This window comes from Bradyrhizobium sp. DN3 (assembly GCF_041357655.1).
Classification (GTDB): domain Bacteria; phylum Pseudomonadota; class Alphaproteobacteria; order Rhizobiales; family Xanthobacteraceae; genus Bradyrhizobium.
On record NZ_JAULLN010000026.1, the window covers coordinates 96,226 to 116,133 of the forward strand.

At 64.9% G+C, this 19,908-nt stretch carries 20 protein-coding genes; 12 read left to right on the plus strand and 8 right to left on the minus strand.

The features are described from left to right. Window positions 1-66: 66 nt before the first annotated feature. Together AAE027_RS31160 and AAE027_RS31165 are read right to left on the minus strand one after the other, a co-directional pair. Window positions 67-1,863, minus strand: a complete 1,797-nt coding sequence (locus AAE027_RS31160) for a glucan ABC transporter ATP-binding protein/ permease (protein WP_370989218.1) — start codon at window positions 1,861-1,863, stop codon at window positions 67-69. 83 nt (window positions 1,864-1,946) lie between these two features. Beyond that, entirely contained in the window at window positions 1,947-2,996 is a 1,050-nt protein-coding gene (locus AAE027_RS31165) for an ABC transporter substrate-binding protein (protein WP_370989219.1), read from the minus strand. Between the two features lie 224 nt (window positions 2,997-3,220). On the opposite strand from AAE027_RS31165, the gene AAE027_RS31170 reads away from it, so the two are divergent. The 7 genes from AAE027_RS31170 to AAE027_RS31200 all read left to right on the plus strand — a co-directional run bounded on the left by AAE027_RS31170 (window position 3,221) and on the right by AAE027_RS31200 (window position 9,045). Further along, on the plus strand, window positions 3,221-3,589 hold the full coding sequence (locus AAE027_RS31170) for a hypothetical protein (protein WP_128931160.1): 369 nt from the start codon (window positions 3,221-3,223) through the stop codon (window positions 3,587-3,589). A gap of 117 nt (window positions 3,590-3,706) precedes the next feature. Then, entirely contained in the window at window positions 3,707-4,111 is a 405-nt protein-coding gene (gene hisE / locus AAE027_RS31175; protein WP_091895100.1) for a phosphoribosyl-ATP diphosphatase, read from the plus strand. A gap of 45 nt (window positions 4,112-4,156) precedes the next feature. Next, complete coding sequence (locus AAE027_RS31180; RefSeq protein WP_176945964.1) at window positions 4,157-4,759, plus strand: YqaA family protein; 603 nt, start codon at window positions 4,157-4,159, stop codon at window positions 4,757-4,759. Window positions 4,760-4,833: 74 nt separating this feature from the next. After that, a complete protein-coding gene (locus AAE027_RS31185; RefSeq protein ID WP_370989220.1) occupies window positions 4,834-5,370 on the plus strand; it encodes a hypothetical protein in 537 nt (178 codons plus the stop codon). Window positions 5,371-5,405: 35 nt separating this feature from the next. Further along, on the plus strand, window positions 5,406-6,806 hold the full coding sequence (locus AAE027_RS31190) for an aspartate ammonia-lyase (protein WP_370989221.1): 1,401 nt from the start codon (window positions 5,406-5,408) through the stop codon (window positions 6,804-6,806). A gap of 297 nt (window positions 6,807-7,103) precedes the next feature. Further along, window positions 7,104-8,072, plus strand: coding sequence for an NAD(P)H-dependent flavin oxidoreductase (locus tag AAE027_RS31195; RefSeq protein WP_370989222.1), 969 nt, complete (start codon window positions 7,104-7,106; stop codon window positions 8,070-8,072). A 196-nt stretch (window positions 8,073-8,268) separates the two neighbouring features. Then, window positions 8,269-9,045 (plus strand): thioesterase family protein, encoded by a 777-nt coding sequence (locus tag AAE027_RS31200; protein WP_370989223.1) that lies wholly within the window; start codon window positions 8,269-8,271, stop codon window positions 9,043-9,045. Window positions 9,046-9,283: 238 nt separating this feature from the next. On the opposite strand, the gene AAE027_RS31205 is transcribed toward AAE027_RS31200, so the two are convergent. Beyond that, window positions 9,284-10,846 (minus strand): AMP-binding protein, encoded by a 1,563-nt coding sequence (locus AAE027_RS31205; RefSeq protein WP_370989224.1) that lies wholly within the window; start codon window positions 10,844-10,846, stop codon window positions 9,284-9,286. 124 nt (window positions 10,847-10,970) lie between these two features. On the opposite strand from AAE027_RS31205, the gene AAE027_RS31210 reads away from it, so the two are divergent. The 4 genes from AAE027_RS31210 (at window position 10,971) to AAE027_RS31225 (ending at window position 14,101) form a co-directional block, all read left to right on the plus strand. Beyond that, the gene (locus AAE027_RS31210; protein WP_370989225.1) at window positions 10,971-11,936 is read left to right on the plus strand and encodes an NAD(P)H-dependent flavin oxidoreductase; all 966 of its coding nucleotides are present in this window, start codon (window positions 10,971-10,973) and stop codon (window positions 11,934-11,936) included. A 298-nt stretch (window positions 11,937-12,234) separates the two neighbouring features. After that, window positions 12,235-12,483 (plus strand): hypothetical protein, encoded by a 249-nt coding sequence (locus tag AAE027_RS31215; RefSeq protein ID WP_128931167.1) that lies wholly within the window; start codon window positions 12,235-12,237, stop codon window positions 12,481-12,483. A 133-nt stretch (window positions 12,484-12,616) separates the two neighbouring features. Beyond that, window positions 12,617-13,327, plus strand: coding sequence for a hypothetical protein (locus tag AAE027_RS31220; RefSeq protein WP_164935137.1), 711 nt, complete (start codon window positions 12,617-12,619; stop codon window positions 13,325-13,327). A gap of 81 nt (window positions 13,328-13,408) precedes the next feature. Continuing rightward, window positions 13,409-14,101 carry a hypothetical protein gene (locus AAE027_RS31225; protein WP_370989226.1) on the plus strand — a complete coding sequence of 231 codons (693 nt, stop codon included), beginning with the start codon at window positions 13,409-13,411 and terminating at the stop codon, window positions 14,099-14,101. A gap of 65 nt (window positions 14,102-14,166) precedes the next feature. Here AAE027_RS31225 and AAE027_RS31230 read toward each other — a convergent pair whose 3' ends face one another. After that, window positions 14,167-14,391: a hypothetical protein gene (locus tag AAE027_RS31230; RefSeq protein ID WP_370989227.1), complete on the minus strand. Its 225-nt coding sequence runs from the start codon at window positions 14,389-14,391 to the stop codon at window positions 14,167-14,169. 236 nt (window positions 14,392-14,627) lie between these two features. On the opposite strand from AAE027_RS31230, the gene AAE027_RS31235 reads away from it, so the two are divergent. Further along, on the plus strand, window positions 14,628-14,918 hold the full coding sequence (locus AAE027_RS31235; protein ID WP_060737488.1) for a hypothetical protein: 291 nt from the start codon (window positions 14,628-14,630) through the stop codon (window positions 14,916-14,918). Window positions 14,919-15,052: 134 nt separating this feature from the next. Here the strand turns inward: AAE027_RS31235 and AAE027_RS31240 are convergent, their stop codons facing one another. The 4 genes from AAE027_RS31240 to AAE027_RS31255 form a co-directional block, all read right to left on the minus strand. After that, on the minus strand, window positions 15,053-16,969 hold the full coding sequence (locus AAE027_RS31240) for a sensor histidine kinase (protein ID WP_370989228.1): 1,917 nt from the start codon (window positions 16,967-16,969) through the stop codon (window positions 15,053-15,055). Next, complete coding sequence (locus AAE027_RS31245; protein WP_370989229.1) at window positions 16,966-17,637, minus strand: response regulator; 672 nt, start codon at window positions 17,635-17,637, stop codon at window positions 16,966-16,968. Before AAE027_RS31245 ends, AAE027_RS31240 begins: the two co-directional genes overlap by 4 nt. A gap of 307 nt (window positions 17,638-17,944) precedes the next feature. Then, the gene (locus tag AAE027_RS31250) at window positions 17,945-19,027 is read right to left on the minus strand and encodes an alpha-amylase family protein (protein ID WP_370989230.1); all 1,083 of its coding nucleotides are present in this window, start codon (window positions 19,025-19,027) and stop codon (window positions 17,945-17,947) included. Between the two features lie 354 nt (window positions 19,028-19,381). Further along, a partial coding sequence (locus AAE027_RS31255; protein ID WP_370989231.1) for a transposase occupies window positions 19,382-19,908 on the minus strand: 527 nt, incomplete at its 5' end.

The following is a 19,908-nucleotide window of genomic DNA, read 5'->3' on the forward strand; positions in this document are numbered from 1 at the left end:
ATAGGGGGACCGGTGCGGTATTCCGCAATGAAATAGGCCGAATTTCGACGGGCCTATGGGGACTTGCTACTGGGATTTGACCGGAGTCGCGGCAGTCTCGGCCGCCGTCACGCTGGCCCGTGCGTTTTCCTGGACCATGAACTGGGCCCTCGCGAGCTCGGCGAAATGGCCGCCTTTGGCCACGAGTTCATCGAAAGTTCCGCTTTCGGTCACCCGGCCGTTCTCGAACACCAGGATCCGCGTGGCGTTGCGGATGGTGGAGAGGCGGTGGGCGATCACGAACGTGGTCCTGCCCTTCATCACTTCGTCGAGAGCGGCATTCACCTTGGCCTCGGTGACGGCGTCGAGCGCGCTGGTCGCTTCGTCCAGGATCAGGAGCGGCGGATCTTTCAGCAGCGCGCGGGCGATCGAAAGCCGCTGCCGCTCGCCGCCGGAGAGCATGCGGCCGCGTTCGCCGGCGTTGGTCTCGAAGCCGCCGCTGCGCTCGATGAATTCGAGCGCCTGCGCGCGCTCGGCCGCCTTGCGCATCTCGTCCTCGGTCGCATCCGGCTTGCCGACCTGCAGATTCTCCGCGATCGAGCGGTTGAACAGCAGCGCCTCCTGGAACACCACGCCGATGTTCCGCCGCAGCGACGTCAGCGTGATCCCGCGCACGTCCATGCCGTCAATCTTGATGAAGCCGGATTGCGGGTCGAAGGCGCGGTGCAAGAGCGCGATCGCGGTCGACTTGCCGGCGCCGGTCGGACCGACCAGCGCGATGGTCTGGCCGGGCAGCGCCGTGAACGAGAGGTCCTCGACCGCAGGGCGCTTGCCGTCATAGGAGAAGGTGACGTCGTGGAACTCGACGAGGCCGGACAATCTGCCGGCATCGATCGCGTCGGGCCTGTCATGCACCGCGGGCACGGCATCGAGCACGTTGAAGAACTCGCGCAGACGCGGCGCCTCCATGAACACGTTGTTGATGAAGCTCACGACCTGCTCGAGCTTCTGGATCAGCAGCGTCGCAAAGCTCACGAACATCACGATCTCGCCGACCGAGGTGAGCCCCTGGTCGTGCAGCGCGATGCCGAGGGTGAAGATCGCGAGCACGGTGATGGTGGTGGAGGCGCGCGTGATGACGGTGACGAGCGCCCACCACGACAGCACCGGCATCTGCGCGGCCAGCAATTCGTCGGCGACTGAGCGCAGCCCTTTGACCTCGGATTCGACGCGGACGAAGCTCTGCACCAGCGCGACGTTGCCGAGCGCATCGGAGGCGCGCGCAGAGAGCTCGCTGTAGTGCTCCTCGACCTCCATCTGCATACCGAAGGTCTTGCGCACCACGAAGGTCGTCAGCGCGGTGAAGACGATGCAGAGCACGAACAGCAGGATCGCGAGCCGCCAGTTCAGGTAGAGCGACAGCGGCAGCAGCACCACGACCGAGAGGATCGCGGCAAAATGCTCGCGGAAGAAGCCGAGCCATAGCCGCCACAGCGCGTCGGTGCCGTTGAGCATCACCTTCATCAGCCGGCCCGAATGGGTGCCGGAGTGGAAGGTCAGCGGCAGTTGCAGGATGTGCTCGAAATAGTCGGTCAGCACCGCCTGGCGCTGGCGGTGCGAGAGCCGATCGGCCTGCAAGGCCACGAGCGCGCTGCATGCGATGGTGAACAGTCCGAAGGCGACCCAGGCGGCCAGGAACGGCCAGGCCGAGTTCGAGCCGGCTACGGTCTTGCCCGAGAGCACGTCGACGATCCGGCCGAACAGCACGGGCTCGGCGAATTGCGAGCCCGCCAGCAGCAGATTGGCGACCGCGAGCAGCCAGCCCAGCCGCGCCTCCTTGCCGAGCAGCTCGAGAACGCGGGTGTAGAGACGGAGGATGGACATGCGGGCGAGGAACTCGGCGACGACGGAGCCCGTATTCTAAGCAGGGATCGTACGCGAGATACAGCGGAAGCTTTCGGTTTTGCTCAGTTGATCAGCCGCCCCGCCAGCGGCGGCAGGAATTGGTCGTCGAAGATCTCCGCCGCCGCCGGTCGTTTGCGGAATTTGAAGTCCTGCGCGACCTGGCCGATCGAGCGATCGAGCCGCGCCGGGTCGACGCCGCCGAGGCCGTTGCGCCTGACCTCGTCGGTCAGGATGTTGCCGGCGAGGGCGGTGCGCAGGCGCTCCAGCTCCAGGTTGCGGTCGCCGTCCTCGATGCGGCTCGCGGCCTCCTCCGCCGCGCGCCCCGGCTCCATGACGGTCGCGTTGATGCCCGCGATCAAGGCGCGGACGAAGCCCCTGACGGCGTCCGGCTTTGCTGCGGCGAAGGCGGGATTGACCACCACGGCAAAGCCGTAGGCTTCGCAGCCGTAATCCGCATAGCGCAGCACGACGAGATCGGCTTCGGGCACGCCGCGGTCACGCAGGTTCACCGCCGACAGATAGCTGAAGCCGGCGACCGCATCGACCTGGCCCGCGGAGAGGATCGGCTCGCGCACCGCCGCGCTGATCTTGTGAAATTTGACGTGCGCTGCATTGATGCCGTTCTGCTGCGCCAGTGCGGGCCACAGCCGCATCGACAGGTCGCTGTCGGCAACGCCGACGGTTTTGCCGTCGAGATCGGACAGAAGGTGGATGCCGCGGCTCCTGCGCGCGACGATCGCGTAGGGTGCGCGGTTGAACAGCACGAACACCGCCTTGACCGGCGCGGCCTGCTCCTTGTCGCGAAAGCGGATCAATTCGTTGATGTCGACCAGCGCGAGCTCGCTGTCGCCCTTGGCGACACGCGCGAGCGCTTCCGACGATCCGGCTGCGGTGTTGAAGGACACGCTGAGATGCTCGGCGCCGAACCTGCCGTCCTTTGCGGCCAGGAAGAACGGCGCCATGCTCGCATCCAATGGCCGGTCGAAGGTGAAGCGAATCGCAACGGATGGGGCGGCGGTCTCGGCCATGCTGACATCGCGTGCAATCAGTGTCGCAAGCGAGATCACGAGAGCCAGCAGACAACGAAGGGCGATCGTCTTGAATTCCGACATCGGGTGCGCCGGTCCCGCATTGTTATGGTTTCGTGACGCTCGCAGCGCCGGCTGGCAGTCAGTCTGTCCGCGCCAACATGAACGGCGGATGAGCGGAGGTTGCGTCACGATTACGCAACCCCGTTCAGCTTGTGTTGGGGTTGGGGAACCCAACATGGGATGCGGGTGTTTGACAGACACGAGCCTGTCTATAGGCACCATTCGAGGTCCCAAGGAGGGTCCACATGTTTGACAGTTTTTCGAAATTTGCCGGCCGCAAGGCCGTTCTTGCCACCGCCGCGGTGCTGGCACTGACCGCAATTGCCCCGACCGCGTCATACGCCGGCGGCCGCCACTGGCATGGCGGTGGAGGCGGTGCGGCCGCGGCTGCGGCTTTCGCAGCCATCGGCACGGGTCTCGCCATCGCCGCAAGCCGGGACGCCTACGCCTATGACTACGGTCCGGGCTACGGCTATTACGGCGGACCTGCCTATTACAGCGGTCCTGCTTACGGGCCCTATTATGGTCCGGGCCCCAACTACCAGTATCAGCGCTATGGCGGTACGGCTCCGTCCGAGTACTGCGGCCAGGGCTACTACACCAACTGCTACTAGCTCCGGCTACCAAAGGTTGACCACAACGGGCCGTCGCGCTTGCCGCGCCGGCCTGTTTTTCGCTTTTATTGTCGCGCGTTAACGCGCTCGCCATGGGTTTAGAGTAGTTTGAGTACCATGAGTGATTCGCTTGAGCGGCTATATCTGGCTGTGCTCGCGGCCAGAGATCTTGATCCGGCAACATCGCGCACGGCCCGGCTGTTTCAGCGCGGGCCTTCCAAAATGGCGAAGAAACTGGCCGAAGAGGCCATCGAAGTCGTGATCGACGCGGTCAACGGCGATAGCGAGGCCGTGATCCGGGAGAGCGCCGACCTGCTCTACAATCTCACCGTGCTGTGGGCCTCGGCCGGGGTCCGTCCCGAGGACGTCTGGCGGGAGATGACGCGGCGTGAAGACATGCTCGGCATCGCCGAGAAGCTGCCGAAATCGCGGATGAAGCTGCCCAAGGTCGCGTCACCGCGAATTGCCTCAAGGCGGCCAATTGTCGCGCTCGAGGGCCGTGCCGCGCGCAAGCGCCACTAGAAACGTCATAATTCGCCTCAATCTCGGCATGGACAAATCCGTCCCATGGTGCTTCATCGCGGCGCCATGCTGAAACGTATCTACGACTGGTGCATCGACGCCGCCCACAAGCCCTACGCGCTCTGGATCATGGGAGCCGTGGCCTTCGCAGAAAGCTCGTTCTTTCCGGTGCCGCCGGACGTGATGCTGATCCCGATGTCGCTGGCGCGGCCGCAGCGCGCCTGGGTCTATGCGGCGATCTGCACCGTGACCTCGGTGGTCGGCGGCATGGTTGGCTACGCCATCGGAGCGCTGCTGTTCGACTCGGTCGGCCAGTGGCTGATCCAGGTCTACGGCCTCGGCGACAAGGTCGATGCCTTCCGCGCCTCCTATGCGGAATGGGGTGCAATCATCATCCTGCTGAAGGGGCTGACGCCGATCCCCTACAAGCTCGTCACCATCACCTCGGGCTTTGCCGGCTACAATATCCTTCTGTTCATCCTGTGCTCGATCGTTGCGCGCGGCGGACGCTTCTTCGTCGTCGCGATCCTGCTCAACCGCTATGGCGACTGGATCCGGGTCAGGATTGAGAAGCATCTCGGCCTCTGGGTGGCGATCGGCGCCGCCGTGCTGGTGCTCGGCTTCGTGGTGGCGATCAAGCTGATCTAGCGTTTGCGCGAGATGCTCGCTCAATAACCTCGCGGCGCTTTGCCGCCGCGCCGGCATCGGCTACGCTTGCCGTCATGATGGTTCGATCCGGCAAACCGGCCATGCGGTTCGGGACGCTGATGTCAGCAATGCTGCTCCTGGTTTTCGCCGGCAGGACGGCATGGCCGCAAGCTGCGCCGCCCGTGCTCGGCCTCCAGGAGCAGGGGACGCAGGCCGCGCCGCCGCCGTCGACACCCGCTCCTTCGGCGCCGCCGGCGCGCGAGGAAAATCCCGGGCTGATCAACGAAATGGGCAAGCTGTTCGACAAGTTGCCCTCGATCCTGCCGCCGATCAAAAGCCCGAGCGAGACCATGAACGATTTATCGCGGCTGGCGAAGCCGTCCACCATGGTCTCGGGGCGTGCGGCCTGTCCGGCCTCCGCGAACGGCGCGCCCGACTGCAAGCAGGCTGCCGACCAACTCTGCCAGAGCAAGGGCTATCGCGAAGGCAAGAGCCTGAACGCCGACTCAGCCGAGAAATGCTCGGCCAAGGTCCTGATACCGGGCCGGCAACGCAAGCCGGACGATTGCCGCACCGACACTTTCGTGACCAGCGCGCTGTGCCAGAACTAACGTGATGGCCTGCGCGCATGCAACAAGGAGCGCCAATGAGCCGTACGGAGCAGGACTTCCTCGGACAGCGTGAGATCGCCGACGACATCTATTACGGCGTCCAGACCATCCGCGGGAAGGAGAACTTCCACATCACCGGCATTCCGATGAGCCAGGAGCCTTACTTCGTGAAGGCGCTTGGTTACGTGAAGAAAGCGGCTGCCATGGCCAACCGCGAGCTCGGCGCGATCGACGCCAAGGTCGCGGACGCGATCATTCTGGGCTGTGACCGCGTGATTGCCGGTGACATGATGGATCAGTTCGTCACCGACTTCATTCAGGGCGGTGCGGGCACATCGACCAACATGAACGCCAACGAGGTGATCGCCAACCTCGCGCTGGAATCGCTCGGCTTTGCGAAGGGCGATTACCAGCAGGTCAGCCCCAACGATCACGTCAATTACGGCCAGTCCACCAACGACACCTATCCTACCGCCTTTCGCCTGGCGCTGATCCTGCGGCTCGAGAGCTACATGACGGCGCTGCGCCAGCTCCAGGAAGCTTTCTTCGCCAAGGGCCGCGAGTTCGATCGTGTGCTGAAGATGGGCCGCACGCATCTTCAGGACGCGGTGCCGATGTCGCTCGGCGCGGAATTCCGGGGATGGGGCACCACGATCGGCGAGGAGGTGGATCGCATTTCGGAGGCCCGTGCGCTGCTGCGCGAGATCAATCTCGGCGCCACCGCGATCGGCACCTCCGTGACCGCGGCCGTCGGCTATCCCAAGCTCGCGGTCCGGCATCTGAGCGCGCTGACCGGCGTCGAGTTCGTTCTCGCCGGCGATCTTGTCGAGGCGACCTCCGACACCGGTGCCTATGTGCAGCTCTCGGGCATCCTCAAGCGCACCGCCAGCAAGCTGACCAAGATCTGTAACGACATCCGCCTGCTTGCCTCCGGCCCGCGTGCCGGCTTCAACGAGATCAACTTGCCGCAGCTTCAGCCGGGCTCCTCGATCATGCCCGGCAAGGTCAATCCCGTCATCCCCGAAGTGGTGAACCAGACCAGCTTTCTCGTCATCGGTCTCGACACCACGGTGACGCTGGCAGCTTCCGCCGGCCAGCTCCAGCTCAACGTGATGGAGCCGGTGATCTCGTTCGCGCTGTTCTTCTCGATCCGCACCATGGAGCGCGCGGTCAACAGCCTGCGCGAGCATTGCGTCGTCGGCATCACCGCCAACGAGGAGCACACCCGCAACATGGTGCTGAACTCGCTCGGTATCGTCACGGTGCTGAAGCCGCTGCTCGGCTACAAGCAATGCGCCGAGATCGCGCGCGAGGGCTACAAGAGCGGCAAGTCGCTGCACCAGATCGTGGTGGTCGAGCGCCAGCTGCTGACGCAGGAGAAGTGGGACGAGATGTTCTCGTTCGAGCGGCTGATCAACCCGGATTTGATCGGGTGAAGTCATCGCGTCGACTTCCGGTGCGCATGGGAGATCGATGCTTTTTCTGCACGTCATTGCGAGGAGCCCTTGCGACGAAGCAATCCAGAATCCTTCCGCGGAGAGAGACTGGATTGCTTCGCTGCGCTCGCAATGATGAAGAAGACGGTTAGATTGTACGGGTAAGAATTCCGCGCGTTGGAAATTGCGGTAGCCACATCCGCCATGGCGTCACAACGCAATACTTGACAGTGGAAAGATTGCCTTGTTGGTATGATCCCAACCTTCGTTTGACCGCCAAGAGAGGACCATTCCGCAATGTCCATGCCTGCCTTATTCAAGGGCCGCCTTTCGATCCCCGTGATCGGTTCGCCGCTCTTCATCATCTCGGTGCCCGATCTCGTGATCGCGCAGTGCAAGGCGGGTGTGGTCGGCTCGTTTCCGGCGCTGAACGCGCGGCCGCCGGAATTGCTCGACGAATGGCTGGCGCGGATCACCGAGGAGCTCGCGGCCTATGACCGCGCACATCCCGATAAGCCGTCGGCGCCGTTCGCGGTCAACCAGATCGTGCACAAGTCGAACAACCGGCTCGACCACGACATGCAGCTCTGCGCCAAGTACAAGGTGCCGATGATCATCTCCTCGCTCGGGGCACGCGAGGAGCTGAACCAGGCCGTGCACGGCTGGGGCGGCATCGTCTTCCACGACGTGATCAACCAGAAATTCGCGCACAAGGCGATCGAGAAGGGCGCCGATGGCCTGATCCTGGTCGCAGCCGGCGCCGGCGGCCATGCCGGCACCATCTCGCCGCTCGCCTTCGTCGCCGAGACGCGAAAGTGGTTCGACGGCCCGATCGCGCTGTCGGGGGCGATCGGCAACGGCAAGGCGATCCGCGCCGCGCGCATTCTCGGCGCCGACTTCGCCTATATCGGCTCGGCCTTCATCGCGACCAAGGAGGCTAACGCGGTCGACAAGTACAAGGAGATGATCGCCGGCTCGAGCGCCGACGACATCGTCTATTCCAACCTCTTCACCGGCGTGCACGGCAATTATCTGAAGCCCTCGATCCTCGCCGCCGGCATGGATCCGGAAAACCTGCCGACCTCCGATCCCTCCAAGATGAACTTCGGCACCGACGCCTCCGGCGAGCGCGCCAAGCCGAAGGCTTGGAAGGAGATCTGGGGCTCGGGTCAGGGCATCGGCAGCGTCGAGGGCATCCTGCCCGCCGCCGACCTGATCGCGCGCTTCAAGAAGGAATACGACGAAGCGATCGATCCGCCGTTGTGATGGGCGGCTGTTGTGGCACGCCTAGTTCTCATTCGTCGTCCCGGCGAAGGCCGGGACCCATACCCCCGATAGGTTGTTGTTGCGGCTGATATCAGCCCCGATCTCGCTTCACCAAGTTCGGTCTGTGAGTATGGGTCCCGGCCTCCGCCGGGACGACACCTGTTTTTGAACTGCGAATGTGTGCCACGGAGCGACCATGCCCCCCATCTACCGCGTCGACGGCAACAGCGTCGTCACCAGCCCGGACGCCGCGGGGCCTTGGGACCGCCGCATGCAGCATGGCTCGGCGCCGGCGTCGCTGGTGACGTGGGCGGCCGAACGCATTCCGACGCCTGTTCCGATGGAGATCGCGCGGGTCACAATCGATCTGATGCGCCCGGTGCCGGTGGCGCCACTTACGATCGCGACCGAGGTCTTGCGTGAGGGCCGCAAGATCCAGCTCTGCGAAATCAAGCTGCTCGCCGACGGCGTGCAGGTGGTCGGCGCCACCGTGCTCAAGATCAGGCGCCAGGCGCTGAGCCTGCCCGACGACGTCAAGGGGCTGCCGGTTACGCTGCCTTCGCCCGAGGACTCCCTGGTCGAGGATGGCCACGCTGCCACCAGCCCGTTCGTGCGCTCGGTCTCGATGCGTGCCGCGCGCGGCCGCTTCGGCCAGGCCGGTGCCGGCGCGATCTGGTTTCGCGTCGATCATCCCTTGATTGCAGGCGAGGCGATCTCGCAGGCGATGCGCGCCGTGGTCGCCGCCGACTTCTCCAACGGCACCGCCTCGACGCTCGACTTCCGCGCCTGGACCTACATCAACGCCGATCTCACCGTGAGCTTTGCGCGGCAGCCGGTGGGCGAGTGGATCCTGCTCGACGGCGACTCCTGGATCGGCCCCGACGGCGCGGGCCTTGCAATGTCGCGGCTGGCTGATCGGCAAGGCTATTTCGGCCGGGCGGTGCAGAGCCTGGTGATCGAGAAAAGGTCGTAGCTCGCGCGAAGTCCGCGCCTCAATCTCGGTGTCATGCTCCGCGACCCGGCTACGCCAAGGCTTCGCCGGGGCTAAGGTCCAGGGGCGCCGAAGCTTTAGCGAAGGCGGCAAGCGGGGCATCCAGTACGCCGCGGCCTCTCGGTCGATCAAAGTCGTCTCGGCGTACTGGATCGCCCGGTCAAGCCGGGCGATGACACCTGATGTGAAGAGGCAGCGTTGCGGCTCACGACGTGGACGCTCACCCCACCATCCGGTCCCGCCCACTCCAGAAGCCCGCGCGCAGCACCTTCTTGTCGACCTTGCCGACGCCGGTCATCGGCAGCTGCTTGACGAACTGGATCTGCTTGGGCGCGTGCGCCGAGCCCTTTCGCGTCTTCACCAGGTTGATCAGCTCGTCCGGATCGGGCCTTGCGCCCTCGCGCGGCACGACGATGGCGGTGACGGCCTCGCCCCACTTCTCGTCGGGAATGCCGACGACAGCCACCATGGCGACGTCGGCATGCTGCGACAGCACGTCCTCGACCTCGCGCGGAAAGATGTTGAAGCCGCCGGAGACGATCATGTCCTTCTTGCGGTCGAGGATGAACATGTAGCCGCGCTCGTCCTTGCGCGCGATGTCGCCGGTGTGGACCCAGCCGTTCTTCAGCGTCTCGGCGGTGATGTCCGGCCGCTTCCAGTATTCCGCCATCACATGCGGCGCACGCACGCAGATCTCGCCGGGCTCGCCCGTCTTCACCTCCTGGTCGTCGTCATCGAGGATCTTGACCTCGCAGGCTGCGATCGGGAAGCCGCAGGACAGGAACAGCTCCGGTGTCTTGGGATCGTGATCCGCCTTGCGCAGCACCGAGACGGGATAGCATTCGGTCTGTCCGTAAAGCTGGGAGAACACCGGCCCGATGCGCTCGATGCCCTCGACCAGCCGGCTCGGCGACATCGCGGATGCGCCATAGAGCACCAGCTCGAGCGAGGACAGGTCGGTCTTGCCGAGCGCGGGATGATCGAGCAGCACATAGATCATGGTCGGCACGAGCAGCGTGAAGTTGATGCGCTCGCGCGCGATCGTCGCCAGCATCGCCTCGGGATCGAAACTCTTGAGCATGTGCACGGTGCCGCCGCGCATCAAGGTCGGCAGCACCTTCGTGCCGGCGACGTGGCTGATCGGTGCGACCGTGAGATAGCGCGCGGCCTCGGGAATCTCGAAGTCGGCGAGAATCGCGGCGGCGGCTCCGGCATTCTCGCGGTGATAGCGCAGCGCGCCCTTGGATTTGCCGGTCGTGCCGCCGGTGTAGTTCAGCGTGGCGAGATCGTCGGGGCCGGCGAGGCACTGCGCGCTGGCGTGTCCCGCAGTCTCGATCGCCGTCAGCAGATCGACGCCATAGCTAGCTGGTCCCATGGTGAAGACCGCCTTGAGCCGGCCGGCCTTCGCGGCGAGTTCGCCGCCGCGATCGCGGAAGGCGGCCGCATCGACCACCAGCATCTCGGCGTCGGAATCCTCGAGTTGAAACAGCTGGTCCTCCAGGGAGCCCAGAGGATGCAGCCAGGTGATGCAGAGCCGCGACAACTGCGCCGCGACGCCGGCGCACCAGGTGTCGGCGCGATTGGCTGTGAGAAAGGCGACGCGCGCGCCGGGCTGCAATCGGAGCCGCATGAACACGCCCTGGATTCGTCCGATCAGGTCGATGGTGCCATGATAGCTCAGCGATCCCTCAGGCCAGGCGAAAGCGGTGCGGCCGGGATAGCGCGACAGCGCCCGTAGCGTCTGCGCACAAGCCGGGGACGATGCGTGGAGCGGATCGGACATATGTTTCCTCGTTGCTTTGTCATCGGCTTCTGGCGTGCCAATGTTGCTGATGACGCTAGCACAGCGAATGCGGGATGGAACGACAAAGCCCGCGCAGGGCGGCAAGAATGACAAGGAGATTGGCGTGCCATCAGACCGACTGCAGCGCTTTCGCGATCGTCTTGATCTGCCGCTGATCGCGGCGCCGATGTTTCTGGTGTCGGGCGTCGAGCTCGTGGTCGCGGCCTGCCGCAACGGCGTGATCGGCAGCTTCCCAACCGCGAATTGCCGTAGCGCGGAACAGCTCGACGAATGGCTCACCGCGATCGAAACCCGGTTGCGGCAGCACCAAGAGCAAACCGGACGCAAGGCGGCGCCGCTTTGTCCGAACCTGATCGTGCACCGTTCCAATGCGCGGCTGGAGCAGGATCTCGCCGTGCTGCTGTGGCACAGGCCGGAGATCGTCATCACCTCGGTCGGCTCGCCCGCGCCCGTGGTGAAGCCGCTGCATGACGCCGGCGCATTGGTGTTGGCGGATGTCGCCTCGATCCGCCATGCCGAACGCGCGGCGGAAGCCGGTGCCGACGGCCTGGTGCTGCTGACCGCGGGCGCCGGCGGCCAGACCGGCTGGCTCAATCCGTTCGCCTTTGTCCGCGCCGTACGTGCATTCTACGACGGCATCATCGTGCTCGCCGGCGGCATCAGCGACGGCCGCGCGCTGCACGCCGCCGAAGTGCTCGGCTGCGATCTCGCTTACATGGGCACGAAGTTCATCGCGACGCGCGAGAGCATGGCGGATGATCGTTACAAGCGGATGCTGGTCGAGAGCAGCGCCGACGATGTCCTGCTCACCACCGCCTTCACGGGACTGCAGACCAGCATGCTGAGGCCGTCGATCGTGGCCGCGGGTCTCGATCCCGACGACCTGCCGGCGCGCGGGGCGATCGACATTGCCAAGGACATCGACGTCGCCGCGCGCGAGAGCCGGCCGAAACGCTGGCGCGACATCTGGAGCGGCGGGCACTCGACATCGGGGGTGACGGATGTGCTCACTGTCGACGATCTCGTTGCGCGGACGGTTACCGAATATCGCGAGGCGGGTGGACAGTAGGCTTGTTCGCCTCTCCCCGCGTGCGGGGAGAGGCCGACGCGCGCCGAGCGATGCGAAGCATCGTCCGAAGCGCGGCGGGTGAGGGGGAGCCTCCGCGAGTCCAATTGTCACCTTGATTGCGGAGAGAGCCCCTCACCCCGACCCTCTCCCCGTAAGGACGGGGAGAGGGAGAAGAGACTCCGGCACCTCGATCACGGTTAATCCCGCGCTCTTCCGCCCCGCTCACTTAACGGCAGATTAACCATCGCCCGCCAAGAATCCCCTCAAGGCCGCCAATCAGGACCGAGAGGGACAGGCGATGGACTTCAACTATCTCAACGGCAAGACAGCCGCGACGTTGGACGAAATCCGCGTTCGCGTGGCCCACGCGCTGGCCCGACACCCGTTGTGCCGCAACGTGCGCTTCGACATCGTCAGCGTCGCCCGCACCCGCCGCGGCGGCAACTGGACGGTGACGCTGCAATCGGTCGAGCCGCGCGCGGTCTGGGAGGCCTCCGAGATCGTGGCCGACATCCAGGATGCCTACGAACTTGCGGCAGCTGCCTGATTTCGTTGAGCTTTTCGGGCGATGTCGCCGCAGTCCGCGCGATTGCCGCCGCAATTGCACGGTTAAGCCTTAATTATCGCCCAGTTTCCGGGCAGTGATCACGTGGACTTGAAAGTTGGGCGCGGAGAGACGTTTGTCCAAAGCCATCACCATCGTCGCGCTGACCTGTTTTCTCGTCCTCGGCGCCGCGACGACCGCCATTCTCGGCCGCGACAGCGTGCCCAGTGTCAGCGCGGAGATGATCACGCAGGCGCCTCCGGCCAAACCGCTCGCCACCAATCGCGCCGCCAAGGCCGACCGTCTGGTTCCGACGCTGGCGCTGGCCTCGGCCGCAATCGAGCCGGTGCAGGTCGCCGCCGACAAACTCGCTCAGACGCCGGTGCTGACCGAGCCGCTGCGCCAGGCCTTTGCCGCCGCCACGCCTTCCGATTTCCCGATGCCGAAGGCAAGTTCGCACGAGGCGCCCGCCGCAGCGGAGGTCCCCGCCGTCGAAGTCCCGGCCAAGCCGAAAGTCGTGGCCAAGCCGCAGCCGCAGAAATCCTATGCACTGCTGTCCGACGCACAGATCGCGGGCATCAGGGATCGCCTGAAATTGTCGTCGTCGCAGGAATATTATTGGCCCTCGGTCGAGACGGCGCTCCGCAACGTGGTCCGCAAGATCTCGGCAAACAAGCTCTCCAATCCGAACGCGCCGGGCGTGCCGATCGATCCGAATTGCGACGAGGTTCAGCAGTTGAAGTCGGCCGCGATGCCGCTACTGTTCCAGCTGCGTGACGACCAGAAAGAGGAAGTGCGCAAGCTCGCCCGCATCATCGGGCTGGAGAAGGTCGCGCAGCAGATCTGACAGTTCCTTTGGGAACTGCCGCCGCATCAGGAACATCCGGCAATCAACGTGCGTTGCTCGCCCCAAAGAGGGAGTGGATCAATGCGCGCCTCGACAGCCTATTTCGTCGGTGCCGGAACCATTGTCGCGGCCATCGCCATTGGTCTCGGCGGCGGCATCGTCGCCGGCAACATCATGAATCCGATCGCGCCCAAGCAGGGGCCGGACACCAGCAAGCGCGCCGACGCCGCTGGCACAGCGGCGGCGATGAACGCACCGTCCGAGCGCGTGAATTATCTCACCGGTTCGCAGGCTTTTGGCGCGATCATTGCCGCACCGGCGCAGGCCGAGGCAAAGTCTGAACCCGCCAAGCCCGATACGCAGACCACTCAAGCGACCGCTGAACCGCCAGCACCGCGGCCGTCGCAAGCAGCCGCGGTCGAGCAGTCCAAGGAACAGTCCAAGGAACAGTCCAAGCCGGCACCAGCCGCGCCCAGGCCTGCAGAGCAGCAGGCGTCGACAGAGCCGGCCGCTTCGCCGGACAACGCCTATGCCAAGGCACGGGATTCCGACGTGAAGCGCGCCGCGTCCGAACGCCGCCGGATGGAGCGCCGCGAACGCTGGGCCGAGCGCCGCCACTATTACGAGTCCCGCGAGATGCGCGGCCCGCGCGACCGCACCGATTGGGACGACGTCGCGCGCAACATCCGAGAAGACTCCGATGCCCGCGATATCGCAAGCCGCCCACGCAGCGGCTTCCCGCAGATCAGGCTGTTCGGGCCTGACGACGACTAAAGCATGATCGGCGAAACACAGTCCGGGCTCGCTCCGCTGAAGCGCTCCCGGACTTGAGGGCCGGCTCAGCCGCCGTGCGATTCCACGACCTTGCGGCAGGGGTCGGAGAGCTTGGTCTTGTTCTGGCGCAGGCAGGCATTCATCTCCGGCGGCTTGCCGATATGTTCGGCGCAGAATTTGCTGGCATCGCCGCGGCAGGCCATCTGCTCCTGCGGCGTCGGACCGGATTGCGCGGCGGCGGACATGGCGGTGGCGGCGAGCAGCAGCGCGGCAAGAACCGAAATCTTCATAAAGCACCTCTTTGGAATTGTCGTTGGTCCCGCCTGGGATCAAGCGGGCCGGACGATCTCGCGAAGGCCGGGCGCAGGTCCATGCCATGTTCATGGCACCGGGTGGGCCCTCTGAGGCATGGCACCCCCATCTTCATGGCATGTATCCGTGCTCGGTCTTTTGCCATTCAGGCTGCACCTCGGCTGCGAAACCCGGTGATTGCACCGGGACGCCGAACGGGAAGCAGGAGAGCAAGATGTCGAAAAGAGCGGGAGCGCTGAGCGCCGGGCTGACGATCATGGCGCTGGCGGGTGCGGCGATGGTGTCGCTGGGCACGAGCCCGGCGCAGGCCGTGGTCTATTGCAAGACGGTCGGCGTGCCCAAGGGCTGCGTGGTGCGGCCGACTGCGGCCGTGGTGGTCGCGCCGGGAGCTCCGGTTGCGCGGGCTGCGGTCGCGACACCCGGTGTCGGCGCGCCCGGTGTCGGCGTGCGCGCCGGTACGCCGATGAATCGCGGCGGCCCGGTCAATCGCGTCGGCGTGCGCTGATATTCGATTCGATTGATTTGATTGCATTGCTTCGGGCCAACGGAGCCCCTGCGGACGAACACCCCCCGTCCTCCGCAGAGGACTCGGCCCGTCCCCTCTCTCCGTGCGCCCCACACGTTCGGGGAGGGGGCCTTTCAGCCCGCAGCCGCATCGCTGTCGGGAAAACGCTGCGGCAATTGCAGCCGCACGCGCGTGCCTGAGGCATCCGAGCTCAGATCGAGCACCGCCCCGCAGCGGGCGGCGCGGCTCCTCATGTTGCGCAAGCCCCGCGCAGTCTGGCCGGCGCTCGCGCCATTGCCGGCGAGCGCAAAGCCCTTGCCGTCGTCCGCCACGCTGATCACGCCATACGGCCCGTGATCGTCGTCGAGCGTCTCGATGCTGACCGCGATGTGGCGCGCCTCTGCATGCTTGACGGCGTTGGTCACAGCCTCGTCGAGGATGCGGACGATCTGGATGACGTGCCATGGCCGCAATTCGGGATGCAGCGGCAGGCCCTGCGGCGTTGCCACGCGCCAGTCGAACGCGATGTCGTGCGGCCGCAATTGCGCCGTCGCGCGCTCGCGCCAGGAGCCGAGTGCGAGCATCAGGTCGCCGCCGATGTCGTCCATGGAATCGATGACGAGGCGCAGATCTTTCAGCGCTGCGCGAGCGGCCTCCGTGATGGTCGCGCCCTCATGGCCGCGCTCGGAGAGCGCGACGATGCTGACGAGCTGGCCGCCGAGTCCGTCATGCAGGTCCCGCATCAGCCGCGTGCGCTCATTGGCGAGCGCAGCGGCGCGGGCGCGCGCCTCCTCGCGGGCAAAGCTTGCCTTCAGCCGTTCCTCGGCCTCGCCCACCCGTGCAACGAGCTGGCCGGCAAAGCTGTCGACCTGGTTCAGCGCGCGCGCGAAGCGCCAGGTCAGCCCGGCGCCGATCGCGACCAGCATCGCCGAATAGGACAGGCGCGAGACGAAGATGCGATCGTTGGTCGCGATCTCCAACACCGTGAGCATATCCTGGACCCAGCAGACCAGCACGATGGTCACGGCGCAGCCGATCGTGAAGCTTGCCGCGTCCTGCCGCCGGACCATTGCGGCTGCGGTCACGCAGGCCATCAGGAACAAGCAAAGCCCGACCGTGGGAATGCCGAGCACCAGAAAGAGAATGCGTGGCAGCGGCGGGCCCCCGATCAGCCCGACCACGAACACGACGAGGCCTGGCACGAACAGCAGCGTGCCATACCGCGGCCAGCGCCAACCGAAGAACAGCATGCCGAACACGACGATCAGCGCGCTCTCGATCGGTGCGGATGCCAGCAGCACGGCGGCGAGCCGCGACGTCGTGGCCGGCGGCACCGGCGGCGGCACGAACGCCTGCACCACGCCGAGCACCATCGCCACCGCCAGCACGCCGTAAACCGGCTCGTGACGCCGCATCAGCCACATGATCGCAAGGATGACCGCGAGGATCGATTGCCAGGCGGAGAACACGACGGGCAGCGTGACGAACAGCAGCGTGCGCGTCTCGTAGGCGGGACGCAAGCCGGCGTCCGGCCCGACATAGACGGTATCGAGGAAGCCCTTCAGCGGCCCCCATACGAACAGCCGCACCGTGATATCGTTGGCGCCGTCGCGCAGCAGCGAGGACGGAATCGCCGCGATCTGCGGCGTGTTGCGGTCTGGCCGGTTGGCATTGGCGTCACGCCGGGAATCCAGCACCACGACGCCGTTGACGGCGACCTCCACCGCGTTGCTGAAGCGCGGCAGATACACCGACCATCCCGATCCCGCATTGCTGGGCCGGAATGTGAAGGCGGCGGTGTAGAGCGGCGGGTCGGCCAGCGAATAGCGCGATGCGGTGAAGTGCGGCAGCGTCACCGCACGCATCATGCGGTCCTCGCGCGCCGAAAGATCGTTCAGCGCGAAGTCTTCGGGATCGCCGGGTTGCAGCAGCCGGAGCCCAAGGATGGTGACGATGACGATCAGGGCCTGGAGCAGTAGATAAGGCACGAGGCGCGACACGATCAGCCGGCGCCGCGGGCGCGTTGTTGTCCTCGCCGCAACCTCGCTCACAGCTTGATCAGGCCCTGCTGCACGGCTTCGAACACGGCCTCGCTGCGGGTGTGCACCTCGAGCTTGCGATAGATGTTCTTGATGTGGCCGGGCACGGTCTGCCTGGACAGGCCGAGATGGCTCGCGATCTCGGCATAGCTGAAGCCTTTGGCGATGCCCCAGAGGATGTCGATCTCCCGCGGGGTCAGCTTGGCCGTGTTGAGCACGGGGCCGGGCGAGGGCTCCGCCGAACTCTGCGTACGCCGGACGATGAAACGGGCGATCGAGGCCGAGATCGGCGAATGGCCGGCGACCAGATCACGTACGGTGGTGGCGATATCGGTCGGGAAGGCATCCTTGAGCAGATAGCCGGTGGCGCCGACCGTGATCGCCGAGATCACGCTTTCCTCGTCGCCGAGCGCGGAGATCACCATGATCTCGGTATCGGGAAAGCGCTGCCGGGTTTCGCGAATCAGCTCGATGCCATGGCCGTCGGGCAGCCTGAGATCGGTGAGCAGCACGCGCGGCGTGCCTTCGCCGAGCGCAGAGCGGGCCTCTGCGAGCGTGCCGGCGCTACGCACCTCATAGCCGGCCTTGACCAGCGCGTCCTGGAGCCGCCAGCAAGTCGGCGCGTCGTCCTCGACGAGGAGGATGGTGATGGCCTCACCAGTCTCGCCCTGTTCGCTCATGTTCATCGTCCCGCGACCCGCGTGTCCCCCGCGGCGCGAGGCAAGTCTAACCGCAGCACGGACGCCGTGACACCCATAATCATGGGGGCGATCATGACACAGGCCCGCGCCAGGCGCGGACAGACGGTCGTGGCTTGCGCCCAGGCCAGAGCGCGTGCTCATGATCCGCGCTGCACTCAGGGCGCAGATGAGGTCCGCTCCGCCTCTGACACCGACCCGTTACGGCAGCCAACCAGACGTCCGAGTTGGGCCAGATCCGGAAGCCGCAGCTTGGGCGGCGAAATCCCGTTCGCTCCGGAATGGCGTGCTATCGAATGTGATAAAGATGTACGCCGTAGCCTTCAAATTGGTCCTCGAAAGAACCTTGCGCGAGGGATACGCTACGACCCTCGCCGATGACACGAGCGGTGGTCTGGTGAACGTTATTGACCGTGATCCGCGCTAGCGACGGTGAGTTCTGCATCGCGACGGCAAAGACATACGTATCGCCCTTGTACACCTTTACCATGGTTGCAATCGGGACCTGCGAGCTTACGGATACAGCCCCGGATACGCTTGGGCTCTTCAACGCTGGCGAGAGAGACCGGATCAACAGGTTCGTTCTCGTGACCTCCTCCACGATATCGGGGTAGCGGAAGATGGCGTCTTCCCGGAAGGTTGGTTTAAACTCATGCACGAAATAAAAAATTCCCGTCGCGCCATGAATCAATGCCATCCAGATCTCCGCCCGAACCTCCGCCGCAGTCGGTCGACGGGTCGGATCTAGTGCTGTCGTCTCGATTGCCATCCATACGCTTTGCCCATCGGCAGCCCGCTTCGCGAGATTAGTGACGCCACGTGCAACATATTCCAACCTTCCTTTAACTTGAGGAGTAGTGGATCCCACTGGATAGATGTCGTACGACAAGATGTCTGCCCCCTGGATCGCAATATCGTAGTAACCCTGATCACCGTTGCAGCTGCCACGACCGCGCCAGAATTCGTTGGCCACACCCTGTCCGAAATTGATCATCACCGGTCGCGTTGGATCCCGCGCTTTCATCTCTTGCGTGCGCCGAGCGACTTCAATTGCTGGGACGCATGTTCCGTGCAGCCCTGGCCCGATCGGTTGAGCATTGTCCGGTTCGTCTTCTTGCATCCACGCTTTGATAACGTGGCGGTTGACCGATTCCAGCGCAAGGTCGTTTTGGCCGGCAACGGCGAACATGTGCTGCCGCGCCAATGCGGCGAGTTGCTCTTCAGTGGGGCCTTCGGGCAATCCCACAAAGGTATTGATCCCGATTGCCTTGTAATTGACAGCGCGAGTCGGCGATTGCAACCAAACGCCTATCGAGAAGAAATCGGCAGATCCATTTACCTGCAACTCGCCGCCCGATACGGAAGTGCCCACGAGGAGCAAGATTCCCACAACGATCCTACAACCGAACGGCATAGCGCGACCTCCGGCCAAGTGTGTGACACCAACGAAGCTGTCCAATTCATCGCGTCGGTCCTAGAGCGTCCGATGAAGGCTAGCATATTCAGCCTAACTTCCCGCACAGATGATGCAGGCAGAACCGTTCTGGACGCGGCGCGGCGGCCTAAGGTCCGCTAAGGGTCTTGGTTGTGTGCAAACGCATAGGCCTGACGCGGCGTGGTCGCCAAGTATTGCGCGCGGCCGGTATTTGCGTATCGAATCGTCCAATGACCGGCCAAAGTAGGTACCGCGACCGGGGGATTGTAGTTTTGGACGCACTTCCGGCCGTCAGGCGGCGCGGATGGCTGCAATCAGGCTTGGTTTGCCGAGGATGTTCATCACCCGTGTGAGGTTATAGGCGAGAACATGCAGCGCCATCTCAGCAGCGACATTCCGCAGGCGCTTCATCAGGAAGTGGGTCGCACCCATACGGGCCTTGATCGTGCCGAAGGGATGCTCGACCGTCTCGCGCCGCGTCCGCATGGCGTCGGGATTGGAATCGAGCCTTCTTTGGACCTCCTCGACCACATGCTCGTGCTCCCAGCGCGCGATGCGACGCTCCTTGGACGGCGTACATTGGCTCTTGATCGCGCAGCCTTGGCATGCCGCCGTCGACCAGTAACGGCGCAGCGTCATTCCATGCTCGATGTTGGTGAAGTGATAGGGCAGCAGCTCGCCGGAGGGGCAGCGATAGACGTCCTCATCAGGCAGGTAGGCGAAGTCCTGTTTGCCGAACCGGCCCTCCGCCTTGGCGTTCGAAGTCATGGGCTTGGGCAAGGTGACTGCAACGCCAGCCTCTTCGCAGGCTAATATCT